This window comes from Streptomyces sp. NPDC033180 (assembly GCF_055577645.1).
This window is the reverse complement of sequence record NZ_JBVIPU010000018.1, coordinates 174957-191035: the sequence shown is the minus strand read 5'-3', so window position 1 is coordinate 191035 and position 16079 is coordinate 174957. Positions and strand designations below refer to the sequence as shown.

Here is a 16079-nt window from a genome sequence, read left to right as displayed (position 1 = left end):
GCTTTCCTCCGGGCGCTTCCCTTCGGTGTTTCTTCTTGTTCTTCGTTCTTGCGTTTCCGACTCTATCAGACTCTTTCGTGTCCGATTTCCTCGGCACCTTTCCGGTTCCCGCTCCGGCCTTTCGGCTTTCGCGTTTCCCTTTCCGGCGGTTCCGACTTTATCAGAAGTTTTCAGCCGGTCTTACCGGCCTGGATTTTCCGATTTATCGGGAGTGGCTTCTTGGCTTATGAGAATCAAGAAGCAGGCAGATATTAACTGCCGCCGCTGGACTTGTCCAGCTCTAGGCAACTGTTCGAATCTACCTCCCCAGTCCTTCCGTGTCAACGGTTTTTCTGGGGCGTCGAGGACACTAGCAGGTCAGTAGGGGCCTACGCACATCACGCTGCAGTGGGCACCGTGGAGCTCCGTTCGGCCGGGTCCAGGTCGCCCGTGGCGCCGGCTCGTGCCGCCCTGCCGCCGAGGACGTAGACGTAGGCGAGGAAGGCCAGTTCAGCGGCGATACCGATGCCGATGCGGGCCCAGGTCGGCAGGCCGGAGGGGGTGACGAAGCCTTCGATGGCGCCGGAGACGAACAGGACCAGGGCCAGGCCTACTGCCATGCCGAGTGCGGCTCTGCCCTCTTCGGCGAGGGCCGTTCGACGTGAGCGCGGGCCGGGGTCGATGACGGTCCAGCCGAGCCGCAGGCCTGTGCCTGCGGCGACGAAGACCGCGGTCAGTTCCAGGAGACCGTGGGGCAGGACCAGGCCGAGGAAGGTGTCGAGGCGGCCGGCGTCGGACATCAGGCCGATGCCTACGCCCAGGTTCAGCATGTTCTGGAAGAGGATCCAGATGACAGGGAAGCAGAGGAAGGCGCCCAGGACCAGGCACATGGCCGCTGCCTGGGCGTTGTTCGTCCAGACCTGGGCGGCGAACGATGCCGCCGGGTGGCTCGAGTAGTACGTCTCGTACTCACCGCCGGGGCGGGTGAGCTCGCGCAGTTCGCTGGGGGCCGCGATGGAGGACTGGGCCTCGGGGTGCGTGGCGATCCACCACCCGATGATGGCCGCGAGGACCGTCGAGAGCAGCGCGGTGGGGACCCACCAGTGCCGGGAGCGGTAGACCGCTGCCGGGAAACCGTGGCTGAGGAAGTGCGTGGCGTCGCGCCACGAAGCGCGGCGGGTGCCTGTCACCGCACTGCGCGCGCGTGCCACGAGGTGGGTGAGGCGGCCGGTGAGCTGCGGGTCCGGGGCGCTGGACTGGATGAGGGAGAGGTGGGTGGCGGTGCGTTGGTAGAGCGTGACGAGTTCGTCGGCCTCGGCTCCGTTGAGGCGGCGCCGACGGCGCAGCAGGGCGTCGAGTCGGTCCCACTCTGCTCGGTGGGCGGAGACGAAGACGTCGAGGTCCATCAGGTGGCTGCTCCTCGTACTGCGGCGCGATGCTGCCTCAGCTTGGCAGACTGGCCGTTCCGAAGGCAGGGCAGGGAAGGGCGGTTGGCGTGAGTGAGCTGGTGACGGGCGAGGCGGTGGCGCTCGAGCTGCGCCCGGCGAAGCTGCCGAGTCGTGGGCTCGCCGTACTGATCGACTTGGTGCTGGCCTGGGCGGTCTACCTGGGCGTGACCGTGACGATCGTGGCCTCTACGTCCTCGTTGGACGACGCGGCGGCCGCGGCGGTCGCCGTCGCCAGCTTCGTACTGATCCTGGTCGGTGGGCCGATCGCGGTGGAGACGCTCAGCCATGGGCGGTCGCTGGGCAAGATGGCGTGTGGGCTGCGGGTGGTGCGGGACGACGGGGGGCCGATTCGTTTCCGGCACGCGTTGGTGCGGGGTGCCGTGGGGGTCGTCGAGATTCTGCTGACGTTCGGGGTCGTCGCGTGTATCGCCTCGCTGGTGTCGGCGCGAGGGCGGCGGCTCGGGGATGTGTTCGCGGGGACGCTTGTCGTGCGGGAGCGGGTGCCCACCGGGCAGACGCCCTTCATTCCTCCGCCGCCGCCTTGGCTCGCGGGGCGGTTCTCCGGACTCGACCTGTCCGGGGTGCCCGATGGGCTGTGGCTCGCGATCAGGCAGTACCTGACGCGGATGGGGCAGTTGGATCCGCAGGTGGGCTGGACGATGGCGGAGCGGCTTGCCGGGGACCTCGCGGAACGCACGGGAGCCCCCGCTCCGCAGGGTGTTCCGCCGGCGGCGTACCTGGCCGCGGTCGTGCAGGAGCGGCAGGCGCGGGACGCTCGACGGGCTTTCGGTGGTGGGGGTGGAGTGCCTGCTGCCGGGGCGGCGTACGTGGCGCCGACTCCCCCGGCCGCCTCTCATGCCCCTCCCGCCTCTCATGTCCCTCCCGCCTACCCGGCCATTCCGGCAGGGCCCGCGGTCGGGCAGGAGCCGCGCGATGTGCCGCCGGCCGTGCGGCAGGAGAGTGCGGAGGCCGCGCCTCCGGGCACCGGGTTCGTGCCGCCCGCGTAGGGCCGGACGGGGTCAGGCGAACGTCGAGGGCGGGGATTCGAGGTTCTCGAGCTCCATGCCGGGGGCCGAGAGGACGACGTCGCCGGTGATGTGGATGGCGTGCTGCTCTCCGGTGTCCAGGGCTGTGACCTGGTATTCGTCCACGATCAGCGGGCCGTTGTCAGTGGTGTGTGCTTCGCTTTTCAGCAGGGCCCAGGACTGGTCGAGGGTGCGGGGGGCGAGGACCGGGTCGGTGAAGGCGACGAGGCGGACGCGGGTCGCGGGGGAAGCGGGGGTGAGGCGTAGGAGGCGTGTGGTCGCGACGAGGAAAGCAGGGGATGTGCCGGTGAAGGCGTGGGCGGGGGCGTTGTCTTCGGTGGCGTGGGTTCCGGTGGGGTCGGTGCGTACCCATGTGACGCCGTCGATCGCCGCGGCACGGATCTGCCAGTCCCCCGCGTGCAGTTCGAGGCGGATGGGGCGGCCGAGTTCGTCGAGGGCGAGGTCGACGGAGCCGGCGGGTTCACCCGAGGGCGCGTTCCGCTGGGAGACGTAGCGCCAGCCGGAAGGGCCGGGGGCGCAGTGGAAGTGTTCTTCCCCGAGGGGGGTGTGGTCGTGCGGGTCGTGAAGCGAATAGTGGCCGCGGGGCATGGGGCTCGGTCCTTGTGGGCGGGGGCGGAGTTTCGTCCTGCGGCCGGGGGCGACTGTGAGGCCGAGGCCGGTGCCGGGCCGTATGGGCTGCTGTCGGTGGACTGTGGGCCGTGACCCTCTGTCCGCGGGGAGGGGTCCTCGGCCCAACCCGAACCCCAAGGTAGGCCAACCGTGATGCTGGGACCTCCGGTGCGGGGTGCCTGTCTGGCTTCGTCGACTGTGCGATGGCGTCGATGCGTTGGCGTCGAAAGGGGGATAACGGTGGATGTAGTGCGCGTCATGGAAGCGTTGGCGGAGCAAGGGGTCACGGTGGTGTTCAAAGCCGATGCCGAGCGGATGCGCGCGGGCAGGAAGCCGGGGACGTTCGTCGCGGGCGGGGCCCCGGTCCACGACGACCTGCTGGTCCGGACTGATGCCGTCTCGGTGGACGCCTGTCTGCAGACCTGCCTTCCGCTTGGGGAACGCGAGCTGGTCGTCCCGGAGTAGGGGCGGCGGCCGCGCCATGGACGGTATCCGCGGCCTGTGCCGCGCCGGTTGAGTCAGCCGTGCTCCGTCCGGTGGGAGGCGGAGGCCGGGCCTTGGCGGGTCCGGAAGCCGTTCCTGCCGCCCACGGGCGCAGGCCCCCGCCGGGAGGGCGAGGGCCTGCGGATGAGCGTTGGCCGGGGCTGGGGCTGCCCGCGGTCAGGGTGGCTCAGTAGCGGTAGTGGTCCGGCTTGTACGGGCCCTCTACCTCTACGCCGATGTACGAGGCCTGCTCGGGGCGGAGCGTCGTGAGCTTCACGCCGAGCGAGTCCAGGTGCAGTCGGGCGACCTTCTCGTCCAGGTGCTTCGGGAGGACGTAGACGTCGGTGGGGTACTCCTCCTGCTTGGTGAACAGCTCGATCTGGGCCAGGGTCTGGTCCGCGAAGGAGTTGGACATCACGAAGGACGGGTGGCCCGTCGCGTTGCCCAGGTTCAGCAGGCGGCCCTCGGACAGGACGATGAGGACCTTGCCGTCGGGGAACGTCCAGGTGTGGACCTGCGGCTTGACCTCGTCCTTGACGATGCCGGGGATCTTGGCGAGGCCGGCCATGTCGATCTCGTTGTCGAAGTGGCCGATGTTGCCGACGATCGCCTGGTGCTTCATCTTGGCCATGTCCGAGGCCATGATGATGTCCTTGTTACCGGTCGTGGTGACGAAGATGTCGACCTTGTCGACGACCTCGTCCAGCGTCGTGACCTGGAAGCCGTCCATCGCCGCCTGAAGGGCGCAGATGGGGTCGACCTCGGTGATGATCACGCGTGCGCCCTGGCCGCGCAGGGACTCGGCACAGCCCTTGCCGACATCGCCGTAACCGCAGACCAGCGCGGTCTTGCCGCCGATCAGGACGTCCGTGGCGCGGTTGATGCCGTCGATCAGGGAGTGGCGGCAGCCGTACTTGTTGTCGAACTTCGACTTCGTCACGGCGTCGTTCACGTTGATCGCCGGGAAGAGCAGGGTGCCGTCGCGGTGCATCTCGTACAGGCGGTGGACGCCCGTCGTGGTCTCCTCCGTCACGCCGCGGATCTCCGAGGCGAGCTGGGTCCACTTCTGCGAGCCCTCGGTGATGGTGCGGTTGAGGAGCTGCAGGATGACGCGGTGCTCGTCCGACTCGGCAGTGTCCTCGGACGGGACCTTGCCGGCCTTCTCGTACTCGACGCCCTTGTGGACGAGGAGTGTGGCGTCGCCACCGTCGTCCAGGATCATGTTCGGGCCGCCGGTGGGGGTGTTCGGCCAGGTCAGCGCCTGCTCCGTGCACCACCAGTACTCCTCCAGGGTCTCGCCCTTCCAGGCGAAGACCGGGATGCCCTGGGGGTTGTCCGGGGTGCCGTTCGGGCCGACGGCGATGGCCGCGGCCGCGTGGTCCTGGGTCGAGAAGATGTTGCAGGAGACCCAGCGGACCTCGGCGCCCAGGGCGACCAGGGTCTCGATGAGGACGGCGGTCTGCACGGTCATGTGCAGGGAGCCCATGATGCGGGCGCCGGCCAGCGGCTGGGTCGCGGCGAATTCCTCGCGGATCGACATCAGACCGGGCATCTCGTGCTCGGCGAGGGTGATCTCCTTGCGGCCGAAGTCGGCCAGGGAGAGATCGGCGACCTTGAAGTCCTGGCCGTTGATGAGAGTCGTCATGGGCGAGCTGCTCCTCGTGGGGTTGATCGAGGGTGGGTGGACATGGCTGACCTGCGACGACGGCACAGAAGAGCACCGGCGCGCAGCAGCGCAGTCCGTCGGAGGCCCTCTCTCCCTCGGACGGCGCCCGTGCAGGGACCGCCCGACCGCCATCAGCAGCGACGTCTGGCTCGGTCACAAAGCTACACCGATTGGCCCAGCGAGCCCCAGCCCGCCTCCCCGGGGCGTCGAAGCGGGCGGGGCGCCCCGGGGAGGGCCGCGTCCGGGGGCCGGCGGGGCCCGGAGAGGGCCACAGACCTGCCCATTCGGGACCTTTGCGCTTTTGAACCTGTGCTTGTGTGTTGCAGGATGCCTTGAGATCGGGAACATTTGCGCGATCTTGTTTGGCGAAGGCGTTAGGAGATCCACGTGACCCACCCGGCCGATCCCCCCATAGGCGGGAGCAGTGGCGAGCAGAAGAAGCTCAAGCTGCTCGCGGTGACCGCCTGTCCGACCGGTATCGCCCACACGTACATGGCGGCGGAGAAGCTCTCGCAGGCCGCGGAGAGCCTCGGCATCGACATGAAGGTGGAGACGCAGGGCTCCATCGGGGCCGAGAATGTCTTGACTGACAACGATGTCAGAGATTCTGACGGCATCATCATCGCGGCCGACAAGGACGTCGACCGGGCCCGCTTCGTGGGCAAGCGCGTGCTGTCCGTCGGGGTGTCCGAAGGCATCAGCCACCCCGAGCAGTTGATCGAGCAGGTGCAGAGCGCGCCCGTGCACGGCGGAGGCGGTGGCGGCGGGTCCGCCGAGCAGGCCTCCGGCGGTGGCGGGGGCGGGGGCGGCAAGGAGCGGAGTCTCGCGTACAAGGCGCTGATGAACGGCGTCTCGTACATGATTCCGTTCGTCGTGGTCGGTGGTCTGCTGATCGCGATCTCGCTCGCGCTCGGCGGTGACGCGACCGCCAAGGGCTATGTGATCCCCGAGGGCACCTTCTGGGCGCACGTCAACGCGATCGGCGTCATCGGCTTCACGCTGATGGTGCCGATCCTCTCCGGCTATATCGCCTATGCGATCGGCGACCGGCCCGCGCTCGTGCCCGGCATGATCGGCGGCTGGATCGCCAACACCGGTGAGCTGTACGACTCCAAGGCGGGCGCGGGCTTCATCGGGGCCATCGTGACCGGCTTCCTCGCCGGTTATCTGGTGCTGTGGATCAAGAAGGTCAAGGTCCCGAAGTTCGCCCAGCCGATCATGCCGATCATCGTGATCCCCATCGTCGCGACGACGGCACTCGGGCTCTTCTTCATCTACGTCATCGGCAAGCCGATCTCGTGGATCTTCGAGCATCTGACCGACTGGCTCAGCGGGATGACTGGGACCAGCGCGATCCTGCTCGGCGCGATTCTCGGGCTGATGATCGCGTTCGACATGGGCGGTCCGGTCAACAAGACCGCCTTCCTGTTCGGTACGGGCCTCATCGCGACCGGCAACCAGACCGTCATGGGCATGTGCGCCGCGGCGATCCCGGTCATGCCGCTCGGCCAGGGTCTGGCCACGCTGATCAGGCGTCGGCTGTACTCCCAGCAGGAACGCGAGACCGGCATGGCCGCACTGTTCATGGGCTTGTTCGGCATCTCGGAGGGTGCGATCCCCTTCGCGGCCGCGCGGCCTGCGCAGGTCATCCCGGCGAACATGCTCGGCGGTGCCGTCGCCGGCGCGATCGCGGGTCTCGCGAGCGTGAAGGACGCGGTGCCGCACGGCGGACCGATCGTGGCCGTGCTCGGCGCCGTCGGGGGCGTACCGATGTTCTTCCTCGCCATCGCGTGCGGCACCGTGGTCACCGCCCTCGCCACGGTCACTCTGGTCGACATCAGCGAACGCAAGCGGCGCGGGGGGCCGGTCGTGGACGTGCCGGGCGGTCCCGAGCCGGCCCTCGCGGGCGTGGGAGCGGGCGCAGGAGCGGGCGTGGGCGCCGGAGCCGTCGGCTCCGGGGCGTCCACGGCGCCGCAGAAGGCCCCTGCCGCGGCTGCGGCTCCTGCCCCGGCGGCAGCCGCCGCGCCCGCCCCCGAGGAGGAGGACGAGGACGATGAAGTCCTTTCCGGCTATCTCACCGAGCAGACCGTGAAGGTCCAGCTGGACTCCGCCGACAAGGACTCCGCGATCCGCGAGATGGCCACCCTCCTCGCGTCCACCGGCAAGGTGAACGACGTCGAGGAGCTCGTGCAGACGGCTCTGCGCCGCGAGGCCCAGGGCACCACGGGCCTCGGCGAGGAGATCGCCATCCCGCACGCCAAGACCGATGCGGTGACCTCGCCGGTCGTCGGGTTCGCGCGGTCGGCCGAGGGCATCGAGTGGGGCGCGCTCGACGGTACGAAGGCCAAGCTCATCTTCATGATCTCCGTGCCCGAGGCGGCAGCGGGCGACGAGCACCTGCGGATTCTCGCGCTGCTCTCGCGCAAGCTGATGGACACCGGCTTCCGGGAGCGGCTCGAGGCCGCGCCCGACGAGACGGCGGTCCTCGAGGTGCTGCGCGAGGTTCAGTGACCGACAGGTGAGTTACGTGGCTGGGGCCCCGCACCTGCACGGTGCGGGGCCCCAGCCACGTACGAAAGATCTACGTACGAAAGCGGCGGAGGATCAGTTGCCGCCCGGCGACTTCGCAGGGTTCGCGCCCTTGGCGGCGGCCTGCTCGTCGTAGATGTCCGGCTCCAGGTAGATCACGCGGGCGATCGGGACCGCCGTGCGGATGCGCTCCTCGGCGGCGTTTATGGCGGCGGCCACCTCGGCGGCCGTCTCGTTCCGCTGGACGGCGATCTTGGCGGCGACGAGGAGCTCCTCGGGGCCGAGGTGCAGCGTGCGCATGTGGATGACGCGGGTGACCGTGTCTCCGTCGACCAGCGCCTTCTCGATCTTCTCGACGTCCTCCGTGCCCGCGGCCTCACCCAGGAGCAGGGACTTGGTCTCCGCGGCGAGGATGATCGCGATGAGGATGAGCAGGACGCCGATGCAGAGCGTGCCGATGCCGTCCCAGACGCCGTCGCCCGTCGCGAGCGCGAGGCTGACGCCGACCAGGGCCAGGATCAGACCGACCAGCGCGCCCAGGTCCTCCAGGAGCACGACGGGCAGCTCGGGGGCCTTCGCGCGGCGGACGAACTGCGTCCAGGTGAGGTTGCCGCGTGTGAGGTTCGACTCCTTGATGGCCGTACGGAACGAGAAGGACTCGGCGATGATCGCGAACACCAGGACGCCGACCGGCCAGTACCAGGCCTCGATCTCGTGCGGGTGCTTGATCTTCTCGTAGCCCTCGTAGATCGCGAACATGCCGCCGACCGAGAAGAGCACGATGGAGACCAGGAAGGCGTAGATGTAGCGCTCGCGCCCGTACCCGAACGGGTGTTGCGGGGTCGCCTCGCGCTGCGCCTTCTTGCCGCCGAGGAGCAGCAGCCCCTGGTTGCCCGAGTCCGCGAGCGAGTGCACGCTCTCGGCGAGCATCGACGACGAGCCACTGAAGATGAACGCGACGAACTTCGCCACCGCGATCGCGAGGTTCGCGGCGAGTGCCGCGACAATCGCCTTTGTTCCGCCTGACGCGCTCATGTGTGCCCGTTGTCCTTTCGCCTGCGTACGTTCCTCGGCCTGCGTCGGCTTGACCGCCGACGGGGCGCTGCTTTGCCCGCCCTTTGCGGTGGGTCATTGTTGCAGCACGCGGCACTGGTGGTGAGTCAGGCCACCACAGTGGCACGGAAGAGCGTGCCGACTCCGGACACTTCGGTCTTTTCGTCCGCGGGGACGAACACCGACTGTCCGGGCGTGAGTTCACCGGCGTCGCCCACGCGGACGGAGCCCGCGACGCAGAGCAGGATCTGCGGGGTGGTGGCGGTGAGGTCGTGCGGCGCCGCGCCCCTGCCCTGGTCCCTGCCCTCGGCGAGGACGAAGCGGGAGAGGCGGAACTCGTCGATCGGGGTGTCGTAGACCTCTTCGCCGCCGGGCGATGCCTCGGGGCGCAGGACGCCGGGGTCGGTCGGCTCGAAGCGGACGATGCGCAGGAGTTCGGGTACGTCGACGTGCTTGGGGGTCAGGCCGCAGCGCAGCACGTTGTCCGAGTTCGCCATGATCTCGACGCCGAGGCCGTCGAGGTAGGCGTGCGGGACTCCGGCGCCGAGGAACAGGGCCTCGCCGGGCTGCAGTCGGACGTGGTTGAGGAGCATCGCCGCGATGACGCCGGGGTCGCCGGGGTAGTGGTGCGCGATGCCCGCGTACGGGGCGTAGGCGCCGCCGAGCCGTCCGGCGGCATCGGTGACCTCGGTGACGGTCGCCGCCATCTCCTCGGGGTCCGCGGTCAGAACGGCCGTCAGGACCTCGCGCAGGGCGCCGTCTTCGGGCTTGGCGTGCAGCAGATCGACGTACGGCTTCAAGGAGTCGACGCCAAGACCGGCCAGCAGGTCCGCGGCCTCGACGGGGTCGCGGAAGCCGCAGAGGCCGTCGAACTCCGTGAGCGCGCAGATCAGTTCGGGCTTGTGGTTGGCGTCCTTGTAGTTGCGGTTCGGGGCGTCGATCGGGACGCCGCGCTCCTCCTCGTCCTCGTAGCCCTCCCTCGCCTGCTCCAGGTCGGGGTGCACCTGGAGGGAGAGCGGGGCGCCCGCGGCGAGGAGCTTGAGGAGGAAGGGCAGGCGCGGGCCGAACTTGGTGACGGCCGCCCTGCCGAGCTCGTGCCCCGGGTCCTCGTCGATCACCTCGTCGAGCGGGCCGCGCTCGGTGCGCGAGGGCGCCCCGGGGTGGGCGCCCATCCACATCTCGGCCTGCGGCTCACCGGTCGGCTCGACGCCGATGAGCTCCGGGATGGCGGTGGTGGAACCCCAGGCGTAGGGGCGGATGGTGTTGGTGAGGCGGTCCACGGAGGGGTTCTCCCTTACGTACGTACGTGCGTGCAGCGGGGTCTCAGGTCATGAGCGGGCCGGGGTCATGATCGGTCCCTCGGGGCGAGCGCCAGGTAAACGGCGGCGAAATCCGTGACGGCGATCAGCTCCGCGAGGGTCTCCAGGTCGTCGCCGTCCTCCGGTTCGAGTTCGCTGAGCGCGATGTCGTGACCGTGGGCGAGCTCGCGGGCCGCGGGCGCGGCGCTGAGGCCTCCGGCGTCCACCGGGCGGTCGCGGAGCAGGACGACGCGGGCGCGCAGCTGCTGGGGTTCCTCGACGCGGTCGCGGAAGAAGTCGTCGCCGTCCTCGCTCGGGGCGAGGTTGCCCGCGAGCAGGGCGCCGTGCGCGGGCAGCGACTCGGGCAGTTCGCCCGCGACCGCGGGGTGCCCGGCGAGCTCGGCGAGGGTGGCGGCGAAACGGCGGCCGGCGGGGCCCGCGAAACGGCCCTCGGTCCAGATCACCGGGAGGGCGTCGGCGAGTTCGGCGGCGAGCGTCTTGGCGGGGTTGCTGTACGTCGCGATGACGGGCCCGCAGCGTTCCGCGACGTGGTCGAGGCGGTCCGCGATCTTCTCCAGGGTCTCGGCCGGTGCGGTGATCAGGCCGGTGCGGTCCAGGAGGATGAGGAGGGGGGTGAGCAGGGCCCAGAGGGTGGCGGGGGCGGATGCGGCGGCCTCGTCGTCCAGGCGGCGGGCCTCGTACGTCTCGGAGGCGCGCTCTCCGTCGTGCGGGGCTTCGTACTCCCCGTACGGGGAGGTGGCCATCGCGACGGTGAGGCCGTGCGAGCCCTCCACGCCCTCGGCCAGCGGGGAGCGGGCGGGGGCGACGGCCACCACCGTGCAGCCGCGGCGGTAGGCCTGCTCGGCGAGGAGTTCGAGGCCCGGTTCCGTGCCGTCCGGGGTGGCGATCAGCAGCAGGTCCAGGGGGCCCGCCCAGCCGGGGAGCGCCCAGCGCAGGGCGCCTGCCGCGGGGGCCACGCCGGTGGGGGCGAGGCGGATCACGGGGCAGCCGGCTCCCGCGAGGGTGCCGAGCAGATCCGCCACGCAGGTGGCGGCCGTGCCGGGGCCCGCGATCAGGATGGCCCGGGGGCGGCCGTCCGGCTTGAGCTGCGTGAGCCCGGCCTCCGTGGCGTGTCGCACCGCTGTGCGGACGCGGGCGCCTGCCTCTGCGGCGCCGCGGAGGAGGCCGCGGCGGTCGGCCACGGCGAGGGCCTCGGGGGCGTCAAGGAGCGATTCGTCCAGCATTGGGGTCGGGCCTCCGATTCGCCGGGCGGCGGGGCGGGCGCCGCCGGTCGCACTTCTTGTCGTTGCGCCGGGCCTTGCGGGGGCGCTGCGCCGGCCTTGGCGGGCTTTGCGCCAGGCCTTGCGGGGCCTTGCGGAGTCTTTGCGGGGCCTTTGCGGGGCCCATCCGCACGGCCTTACGCGGGGCGGCGGGCCTCGTCGACGAGGAGTACGGGGATGCCGTCGCGGACGGGGTAGGCGAGGCCGCAGTCCTTCGCGGCTGCCGTGCAGACCAGCTCCGTGTCCGCCTCCTTGAGGGGGGCGTGGCAGGCCGGGCAGGCGAGGATCTCCAGGAGGCCGGCTTCGAGCGGCATGGGGTGGGTCCCTTCGAGCGGGTGGGGTGAGGGATGTCGCCTGGTCAGCCTACCTCTGGCCCCTGGGCCTTGGGCGGGGTTCCGGCGGGGCTTCGGCCCCGGGTCCCTGGTGGAGCGGGTCCGGGGCTTCGCCCCAGGTCCTCGGAGTGGGGTGGGCCGGGGCTTCGTCCGTGGGCCGGGGCTTCGTCCCTGGGCCCGGGAGTGGGGTGGGCCGGGGCTTCGTCCCTGGCCCGGGAGTGGGATGGGCCGGGGGTAGGGCGGTCCGGGGCTCCGCCCCGTTCCCCGGCCCGGGTAGGGCGACTGTCGTTGGTTGTCTGCGGCCCGGTGGACGTTTGTGCCCACCCGTTCCGCCCTGCGGAACGCCTGCCCACAAACGCAGCCGGGTGGGTGGGGAGAGCCGCGGGACAGCTGACCGCGGACGTGGACGCCGGGTGGGTGGGAGCGGCGGGACGACTGGCCCACAGACGTGGACGTCGGGTGGGCAAGTAGAGCGGCGGGACAGCTGACCGCAGACGTGGACGCCGAGTGGGTGGGAGCCGTGGAACGCCTGGCCCACGGACGCGGGCGCCGGGTGGGCAAGTAGAGCGGCGGGACAGCTGACCGCAGACGTGGACGCCGGGTGGGTGGGAGCCGCGGAACGCCTGGCCCACGGACGTGGGCGTCGGGTGGGTGGGAGTCGCGAGGTGCCTGACCGCGGACTCCGAGTGGGTGCGAGCAGCGGAACACCTGGCCCACGGACGCGGACGCCGGGTGGGTGGGAGCGGTGGGACGACTGGCCCACGGACGTGGACGTCGGGTGGGTGGGAGTCGCGAGGTGCCTGACCGCGGACTCCGAGTGGGTGCGAGCAGCGGAACGCCTGGCCCACGGACGTGGACGTCGCGTGGGTGGGAGTCGCGGGGTACCTGACCGCGGACTCCGGGTGGGTGGGAGTCGCGGGTGTCTGGCCACGGACGTGCCGTCGGGGTGGGGTGTCTGGCCGTGGGCGGGGCGGGCGTCTGTGTGGCGGCTGGTGCCTTCGACGCCCGCCTCCGCTTTCGGTCAGCCCCTGATGATCGCCAGGGCCTCGTCTCGCGTCCGCGCCATCGTTGCCTCGTCCCTTGCCTCCACGTTCAGGCGCAGGAGCGGTTCCGTGTTGGAGGCCCGGACGTTGAACCACCAGTCCGTGGACGTCACCGTGAGGCCGTCCAGTTCGTCGAGGGTGACACCCTCCTGGGCGGCGTACGTCGTCTTGATGGCGGCGAGGCGGGCCGTCTGGTCGTCGACCGTGGAGTTGATCTCGCCGGAGCCCGCATAGCGGTCGTACTGCGCGACAAGAGCCGACAGCGGGCCGTCCTGGCCGCCGAGCGCCGCGAGGACGTGGAGCGCGGCCAGCATGCCCGTGTCCGCGTTCCAGAAGTCGCGGAAGTAGTAGTGCGCCGAGTGCTCGCCGCCGAAGATCGCGCCCGTCTTGGCCATCTCCTCCTTGATGAAGGAGTGGCCCACGCGGGTGCGGACCGGCGTGCCGCCGTTCTCCCGCACGACCTCGGGGACCGACCAGGAGGTGATGAGGTTGTGGATGACCGTGCCCTTGCCGCCGTTGCGCGCGAGCTCGCGCGAGGCGACCAGGGCGGTGATCGCCGACGGGGAGACCGGGTCGCCGTCCTGGTCGACGACGAAGCAGCGGTCCGCGTCGCCGTCGAAGGCGATGCCGAGGTCGGCGCCCTCCTCGCGCACCCGCTGCTGGAGGTCCACGATGTTCTTCGGGTCGAGCGGGTTGGCCTCGTGGTTCGGGAACGTGCCGTCCAGCTCGAAGTACATCGGTACGAGCGTGAGCGGCAGGCCGTCGAAGACCGTCGGGACGGTGTGCCCGCCCATGCCGTTGCCCGCGTCGACGACGACCTTGAGAGGGCGGATGGAGGTCAGGTCCACCAGGCCGCGCAGGTGCGCCGCGTAGTCCTTGAGGGTGTCCCGCTCGGTGAGCGTGCCGGGCGTGGCCGCCGGCTCCGGGGCGCCGGTCCGCGACCAGCCCTCCACGAGCGCGCGGATCTCGGCGAGGCCGGTGTCCTGCCCGACGGGGGCGGCGCCCGCGCGGCACATCTTGATGCCGTTGTACTGCGCCGGGTTGTGCGAGGCCGTGAACATCGCGCCCGGCAGATTCAGCGCGCCCGACGCGTAGTAGAGCTGGTCCGTCGAGCAGAGGCCGATCTCCGTGACGTCGACGCCGAGCGCCGCGGCCCCGCGCGCGAAGGCCCGGGAGAGGCCGGGCGAGGAGGGCCGCATGTCGTGCCCGGTCACGATCGCGTCCGCGCCCGTCACCTTCGCGAAGGCGGCGCCGAACAGCTCGGCCAGCGACTCGTCCCACTGGTCCGGGACCACCCCGCGCACGTCGTACGCCTTCACGATCTGGGACAGATCAGCAGTCACGGCCAACCCTCTCTGCAGGTTCTGCGAGTTCAGCGATTTCGGCGAGTGCTCGGCGAGCACCCGACGGTCACCCCAAACTACCCGCAACAGCTGACAACCAGCTGTGAGCGGTCCCCCTACGCCCCGGGCCGGCGTCAGGCTCCCGTCGCGGCGGCAGCCGGCGTCACGGCAGCATCCAGCCGAGCACCACCGTGCTCTGTCCCACCACGATCAGGCACATCACCAGCAACAGGCCGAGGCTCCAGGGCAGCACCTTGCGCAGCAGATCCCCCTCCTTGCCCGCGAGTCCGACCGCGGCGCACGCGATCGTCAGGTTCTGCGGGGAGATCATCTTGCCCAGCACACCGCCCGAACTGTTGGCGGCCGCGAGCAGTTCGGGCGAGAGCCCGGACTGTTGAGCCGCCGTCACCTGGAGTGCGCCGAAGAGCGCGTTGGCCGAGGTGTCCGAGCCGGAGACCGCGACGCCGAACCAGCCGAGCACGGGCGAGAGAAAGGCGAGCCCCGCTCCCGCCGCCGCCACGAAGTGGCCGATGGTGGCGGCCTGCCCGGACAGGTTCATCACGTACGCGAGGGCGAGCACGGAGGTCACGGTGAGGATCGCGAACCGCAGTTCGTGCACGGTCGCCAGCCATTCCTTGACCGCCACGCGCGCGTGCACCCCGATGACGGCGGCCGTGCCCACACCGGCGAGCAGCACGAGCGTCCCGCCCGTCGCCACGAGCGGCAGCGAGAAGAGGTTGCCGCCCACCGGCTCCCCGTCGGGAGCGGCGACGTTCAGGAAGGGCCAGTCGAAGGTCTGCGTCGCCCTTGCCAACAGATCCTTCACCGGCGGGATTTGGGCGACCGAGAAGATCGCGACGATGAGCGCGTACGGGGCGTAGGCGCGCAGGATCTCCGGGCGCGGGTCGTCCTGGTCGAGGTCTTCGCTGCGTACGCCGGTCAGGACGGCGACGCGTACGGGCTCCGCGGCGGGTCGGCGCGCACTGGGCACCGCCATCAGCGCGCCCGCGCCGGCCAACGCCGCCCCGATGTCGGCCAGCTGGGCGGAGATGTAGTTGGATGCCGCGAACTGTGCCGCGGCGAAGGCGAATCCGCACACCAGGGCGGGCACCCAGGTCTCGCGCAGACCGCGCCGCCCGTCCACCAGGAAGACCAGGAGCAGCGGCACGACCAGGGCGAGCAGCGGCGTCTGGCGGCCGACGACCGTGGCGACGGTGTCCAGCGGGAGTCCGGTGACCTGCGCGAGCGTCACCACGGGGGTGCCCATGGCGCCGAAGGCGACGGGCGCGGTGTTGGCCACGAGGGCGACGACCGCGGCTTTGACCGGGTCGAAGCCGAGCGCCACCAGCATCACCGCGGAGATCGCGACGGGTGCCCCGAAGCCGGCGAGCGCCTCGAGGAGGGCTCCGAAGCAGAAGGCCACGACGAGGGCCTGGATGCGCGGATCGTCGGAGAGCCGTCCGAACGAGCGGCGCAGGATGTCGAAGTGCCGGGTGCGGACCGTCATCCGGTACACCCACAGGGCGTTGACGACGATCCACAGGATGGGGAAGAGCCCGAAGAGGGCACCTTGCGCGGCACCGGACGCGGTCTGGCCGATCGGCATCCCGTACGCGAGCCAGGCGACCAGGGCGGCGACACCGAGGCCGATGAGGCCCGCGTGGTGGGCCTTCATACGAACGGCGCCGAGCAGGACGAGGACGGTGAGGAGGGGCAGGGTCGCGATGAGGGCGGACAGGCCGAGCGAATCGGCCACGGGTTCCAGTTGCTGCACGTACACGGACGACTCCCCGATTCCGTTTCCGGATTCCGCGATGCGGAACGTGATCTCTCACGCGTGGGGGAATGGTCATGTCGCCGACATGGGCACGTCAATGGGGCGTACGGGAGAACTTGTTCAGCGATGAACGACAGGGGTCTCCGGAGAGGGGCGTTCAGGAATCCGGAGAAGGGGCGTTCAGGAATCCGGA

At 70.6% G+C, this 16079-nt stretch carries 13 protein-coding genes; 4 read left to right on the top strand and 9 right to left on the bottom strand.

Annotation, left to right across the window (positions count from 1 at the left end; genetic code table 11):
• The coding region (locus ACZ5WE_RS34335) for a hypothetical protein (protein WP_467689230.1) at positions 1-230 on the top strand (230 nt) is incomplete at its 5' end.
• Positions 231-377: 147 nt separating this feature from the next.
• On the opposite strand, the gene ACZ5WE_RS34330 is transcribed toward ACZ5WE_RS34335, so the two are convergent.
• Positions 378-1385: a stage II sporulation protein M gene (locus tag ACZ5WE_RS34330; protein ID WP_467689232.1), complete on the bottom strand. Its 1008-nt coding sequence runs from the start codon at positions 1383-1385 to the stop codon at positions 378-380.
• An 89-nt stretch (positions 1386-1474) separates the two neighbouring features.
• Here ACZ5WE_RS34330 and ACZ5WE_RS34325 point away from each other — a divergent pair, with 89 nt between their 5' ends.
• Positions 1475-2434, top strand: a complete 960-nt coding sequence (locus ACZ5WE_RS34325) for an RDD family protein (RefSeq protein ID WP_467689234.1) — start codon at positions 1475-1477, stop codon at positions 2432-2434.
• A 12-nt stretch (positions 2435-2446) separates the two neighbouring features.
• On the opposite strand, the gene ACZ5WE_RS34320 is transcribed toward ACZ5WE_RS34325, so the two are convergent.
• Positions 2447-3061: a hypothetical protein gene (locus ACZ5WE_RS34320; protein ID WP_467689236.1), complete on the bottom strand. Its 615-nt coding sequence runs from the start codon at positions 3059-3061 to the stop codon at positions 2447-2449.
• A gap of 261 nt (positions 3062-3322) precedes the next feature.
• On the opposite strand from ACZ5WE_RS34320, the gene ACZ5WE_RS34315 reads away from it, so the two are divergent.
• A complete protein-coding gene (locus ACZ5WE_RS34315; protein ID WP_467689238.1) occupies positions 3323-3547 on the top strand; it encodes a hypothetical protein in 225 nt (74 codons plus the stop codon).
• A 205-nt stretch (positions 3548-3752) separates the two neighbouring features.
• Here the strand turns inward: ACZ5WE_RS34315 and ahcY are convergent, their stop codons facing one another.
• Positions 3753-5210 carry an adenosylhomocysteinase gene (ahcY, locus tag ACZ5WE_RS34310; protein ID WP_467689240.1) on the bottom strand — a complete coding sequence of 486 codons (1458 nt, stop codon included), beginning with the start codon at positions 5208-5210 and terminating at the stop codon, positions 3753-3755.
• A 408-nt stretch (positions 5211-5618) separates the two neighbouring features.
• Here ahcY and ACZ5WE_RS34305 point away from each other — a divergent pair, with 408 nt between their 5' ends.
• Positions 5619-7742: a fructose-specific PTS transporter subunit EIIC gene (locus ACZ5WE_RS34305; protein ID WP_467689242.1), complete on the top strand. Its 2124-nt coding sequence runs from the start codon at positions 5619-5621 to the stop codon at positions 7740-7742.
• A 93-nt stretch (positions 7743-7835) separates the two neighbouring features.
• Here ACZ5WE_RS34305 and ACZ5WE_RS34300 read toward each other — a convergent pair whose 3' ends face one another.
• From ACZ5WE_RS34300 to ACZ5WE_RS34275, 6 genes are all read right to left on the bottom strand, one after another.
• Positions 7836-8795 (bottom strand): cation diffusion facilitator family transporter, encoded by a 960-nt coding sequence (locus ACZ5WE_RS34300; protein WP_467689244.1) that lies wholly within the window; start codon positions 8793-8795, stop codon positions 7836-7838.
• Positions 8796-8920: 125 nt separating this feature from the next.
• Positions 8921-10093 (bottom strand): mannose-6-phosphate isomerase, class I, encoded by a 1173-nt coding sequence (manA, locus tag ACZ5WE_RS34295; protein ID WP_467689245.1) that lies wholly within the window; start codon positions 10091-10093, stop codon positions 8921-8923.
• Positions 10094-10158: 65 nt separating this feature from the next.
• Positions 10159-11355 (bottom strand): SIS domain-containing protein, encoded by a 1197-nt coding sequence (locus ACZ5WE_RS34290; RefSeq protein ID WP_467689247.1) that lies wholly within the window; start codon positions 11353-11355, stop codon positions 10159-10161.
• A 173-nt stretch (positions 11356-11528) separates the two neighbouring features.
• On the bottom strand, positions 11529-11705 hold the full coding sequence (locus tag ACZ5WE_RS34285) for a Trm112 family protein (protein ID WP_160505390.1): 177 nt from the start codon (positions 11703-11705) through the stop codon (positions 11529-11531).
• A gap of 1039 nt (positions 11706-12744) precedes the next feature.
• A complete protein-coding gene (locus ACZ5WE_RS34280; RefSeq protein WP_467689249.1) occupies positions 12745-14109 on the bottom strand; it encodes a phosphomannomutase/phosphoglucomutase in 1365 nt (454 codons plus the stop codon).
• Positions 14110-14272: 163 nt separating this feature from the next.
• Positions 14273-15889, bottom strand: coding sequence for an L-lactate permease (locus ACZ5WE_RS34275; RefSeq protein WP_467689251.1), 1617 nt, complete (start codon positions 15887-15889; stop codon positions 14273-14275).
• Positions 15890-16079 lie beyond the last annotated feature (190 nt).

Excerpts from the sequence above, each read along its gene's own strand:
- ACZ5WE_RS34330 (WP_467689232.1), bottom strand. The coding sequence starts at position 1,385 with ATGGACCTCGACGTCTTCGTCTCCGCCCACCGAGCAGAGTGGGACCGA.
- ACZ5WE_RS34320 (WP_467689236.1), bottom strand. The coding sequence starts at position 3,061 with ATGCCCCGCGGCCACTATTCGCTTCACGACCCGCACGACCACACCCCC.
- ACZ5WE_RS34290 (WP_467689247.1), bottom strand. The coding sequence starts at position 11,355 with ATGCTGGACGAATCGCTCCTTGACGCCCCCGAGGCCCTCGCCGTGGCC.
- ahcY (WP_467689240.1), bottom strand. The coding sequence starts at position 5,210 with ATGACGACTCTCATCAACGGCCAGGACTTCAAGGTCGCCGATCTCTCC.
- ACZ5WE_RS34285 (WP_160505390.1), bottom strand. The coding sequence starts at position 11,705 with ATGCCGCTCGAAGCCGGCCTCCTGGAGATCCTCGCCTGCCCGGCCTGC.
- ACZ5WE_RS34300 (WP_467689244.1), bottom strand. The coding sequence starts at position 8,795 with ATGAGCGCGTCAGGCGGAACAAAGGCGATTGTCGCGGCACTCGCCGCG.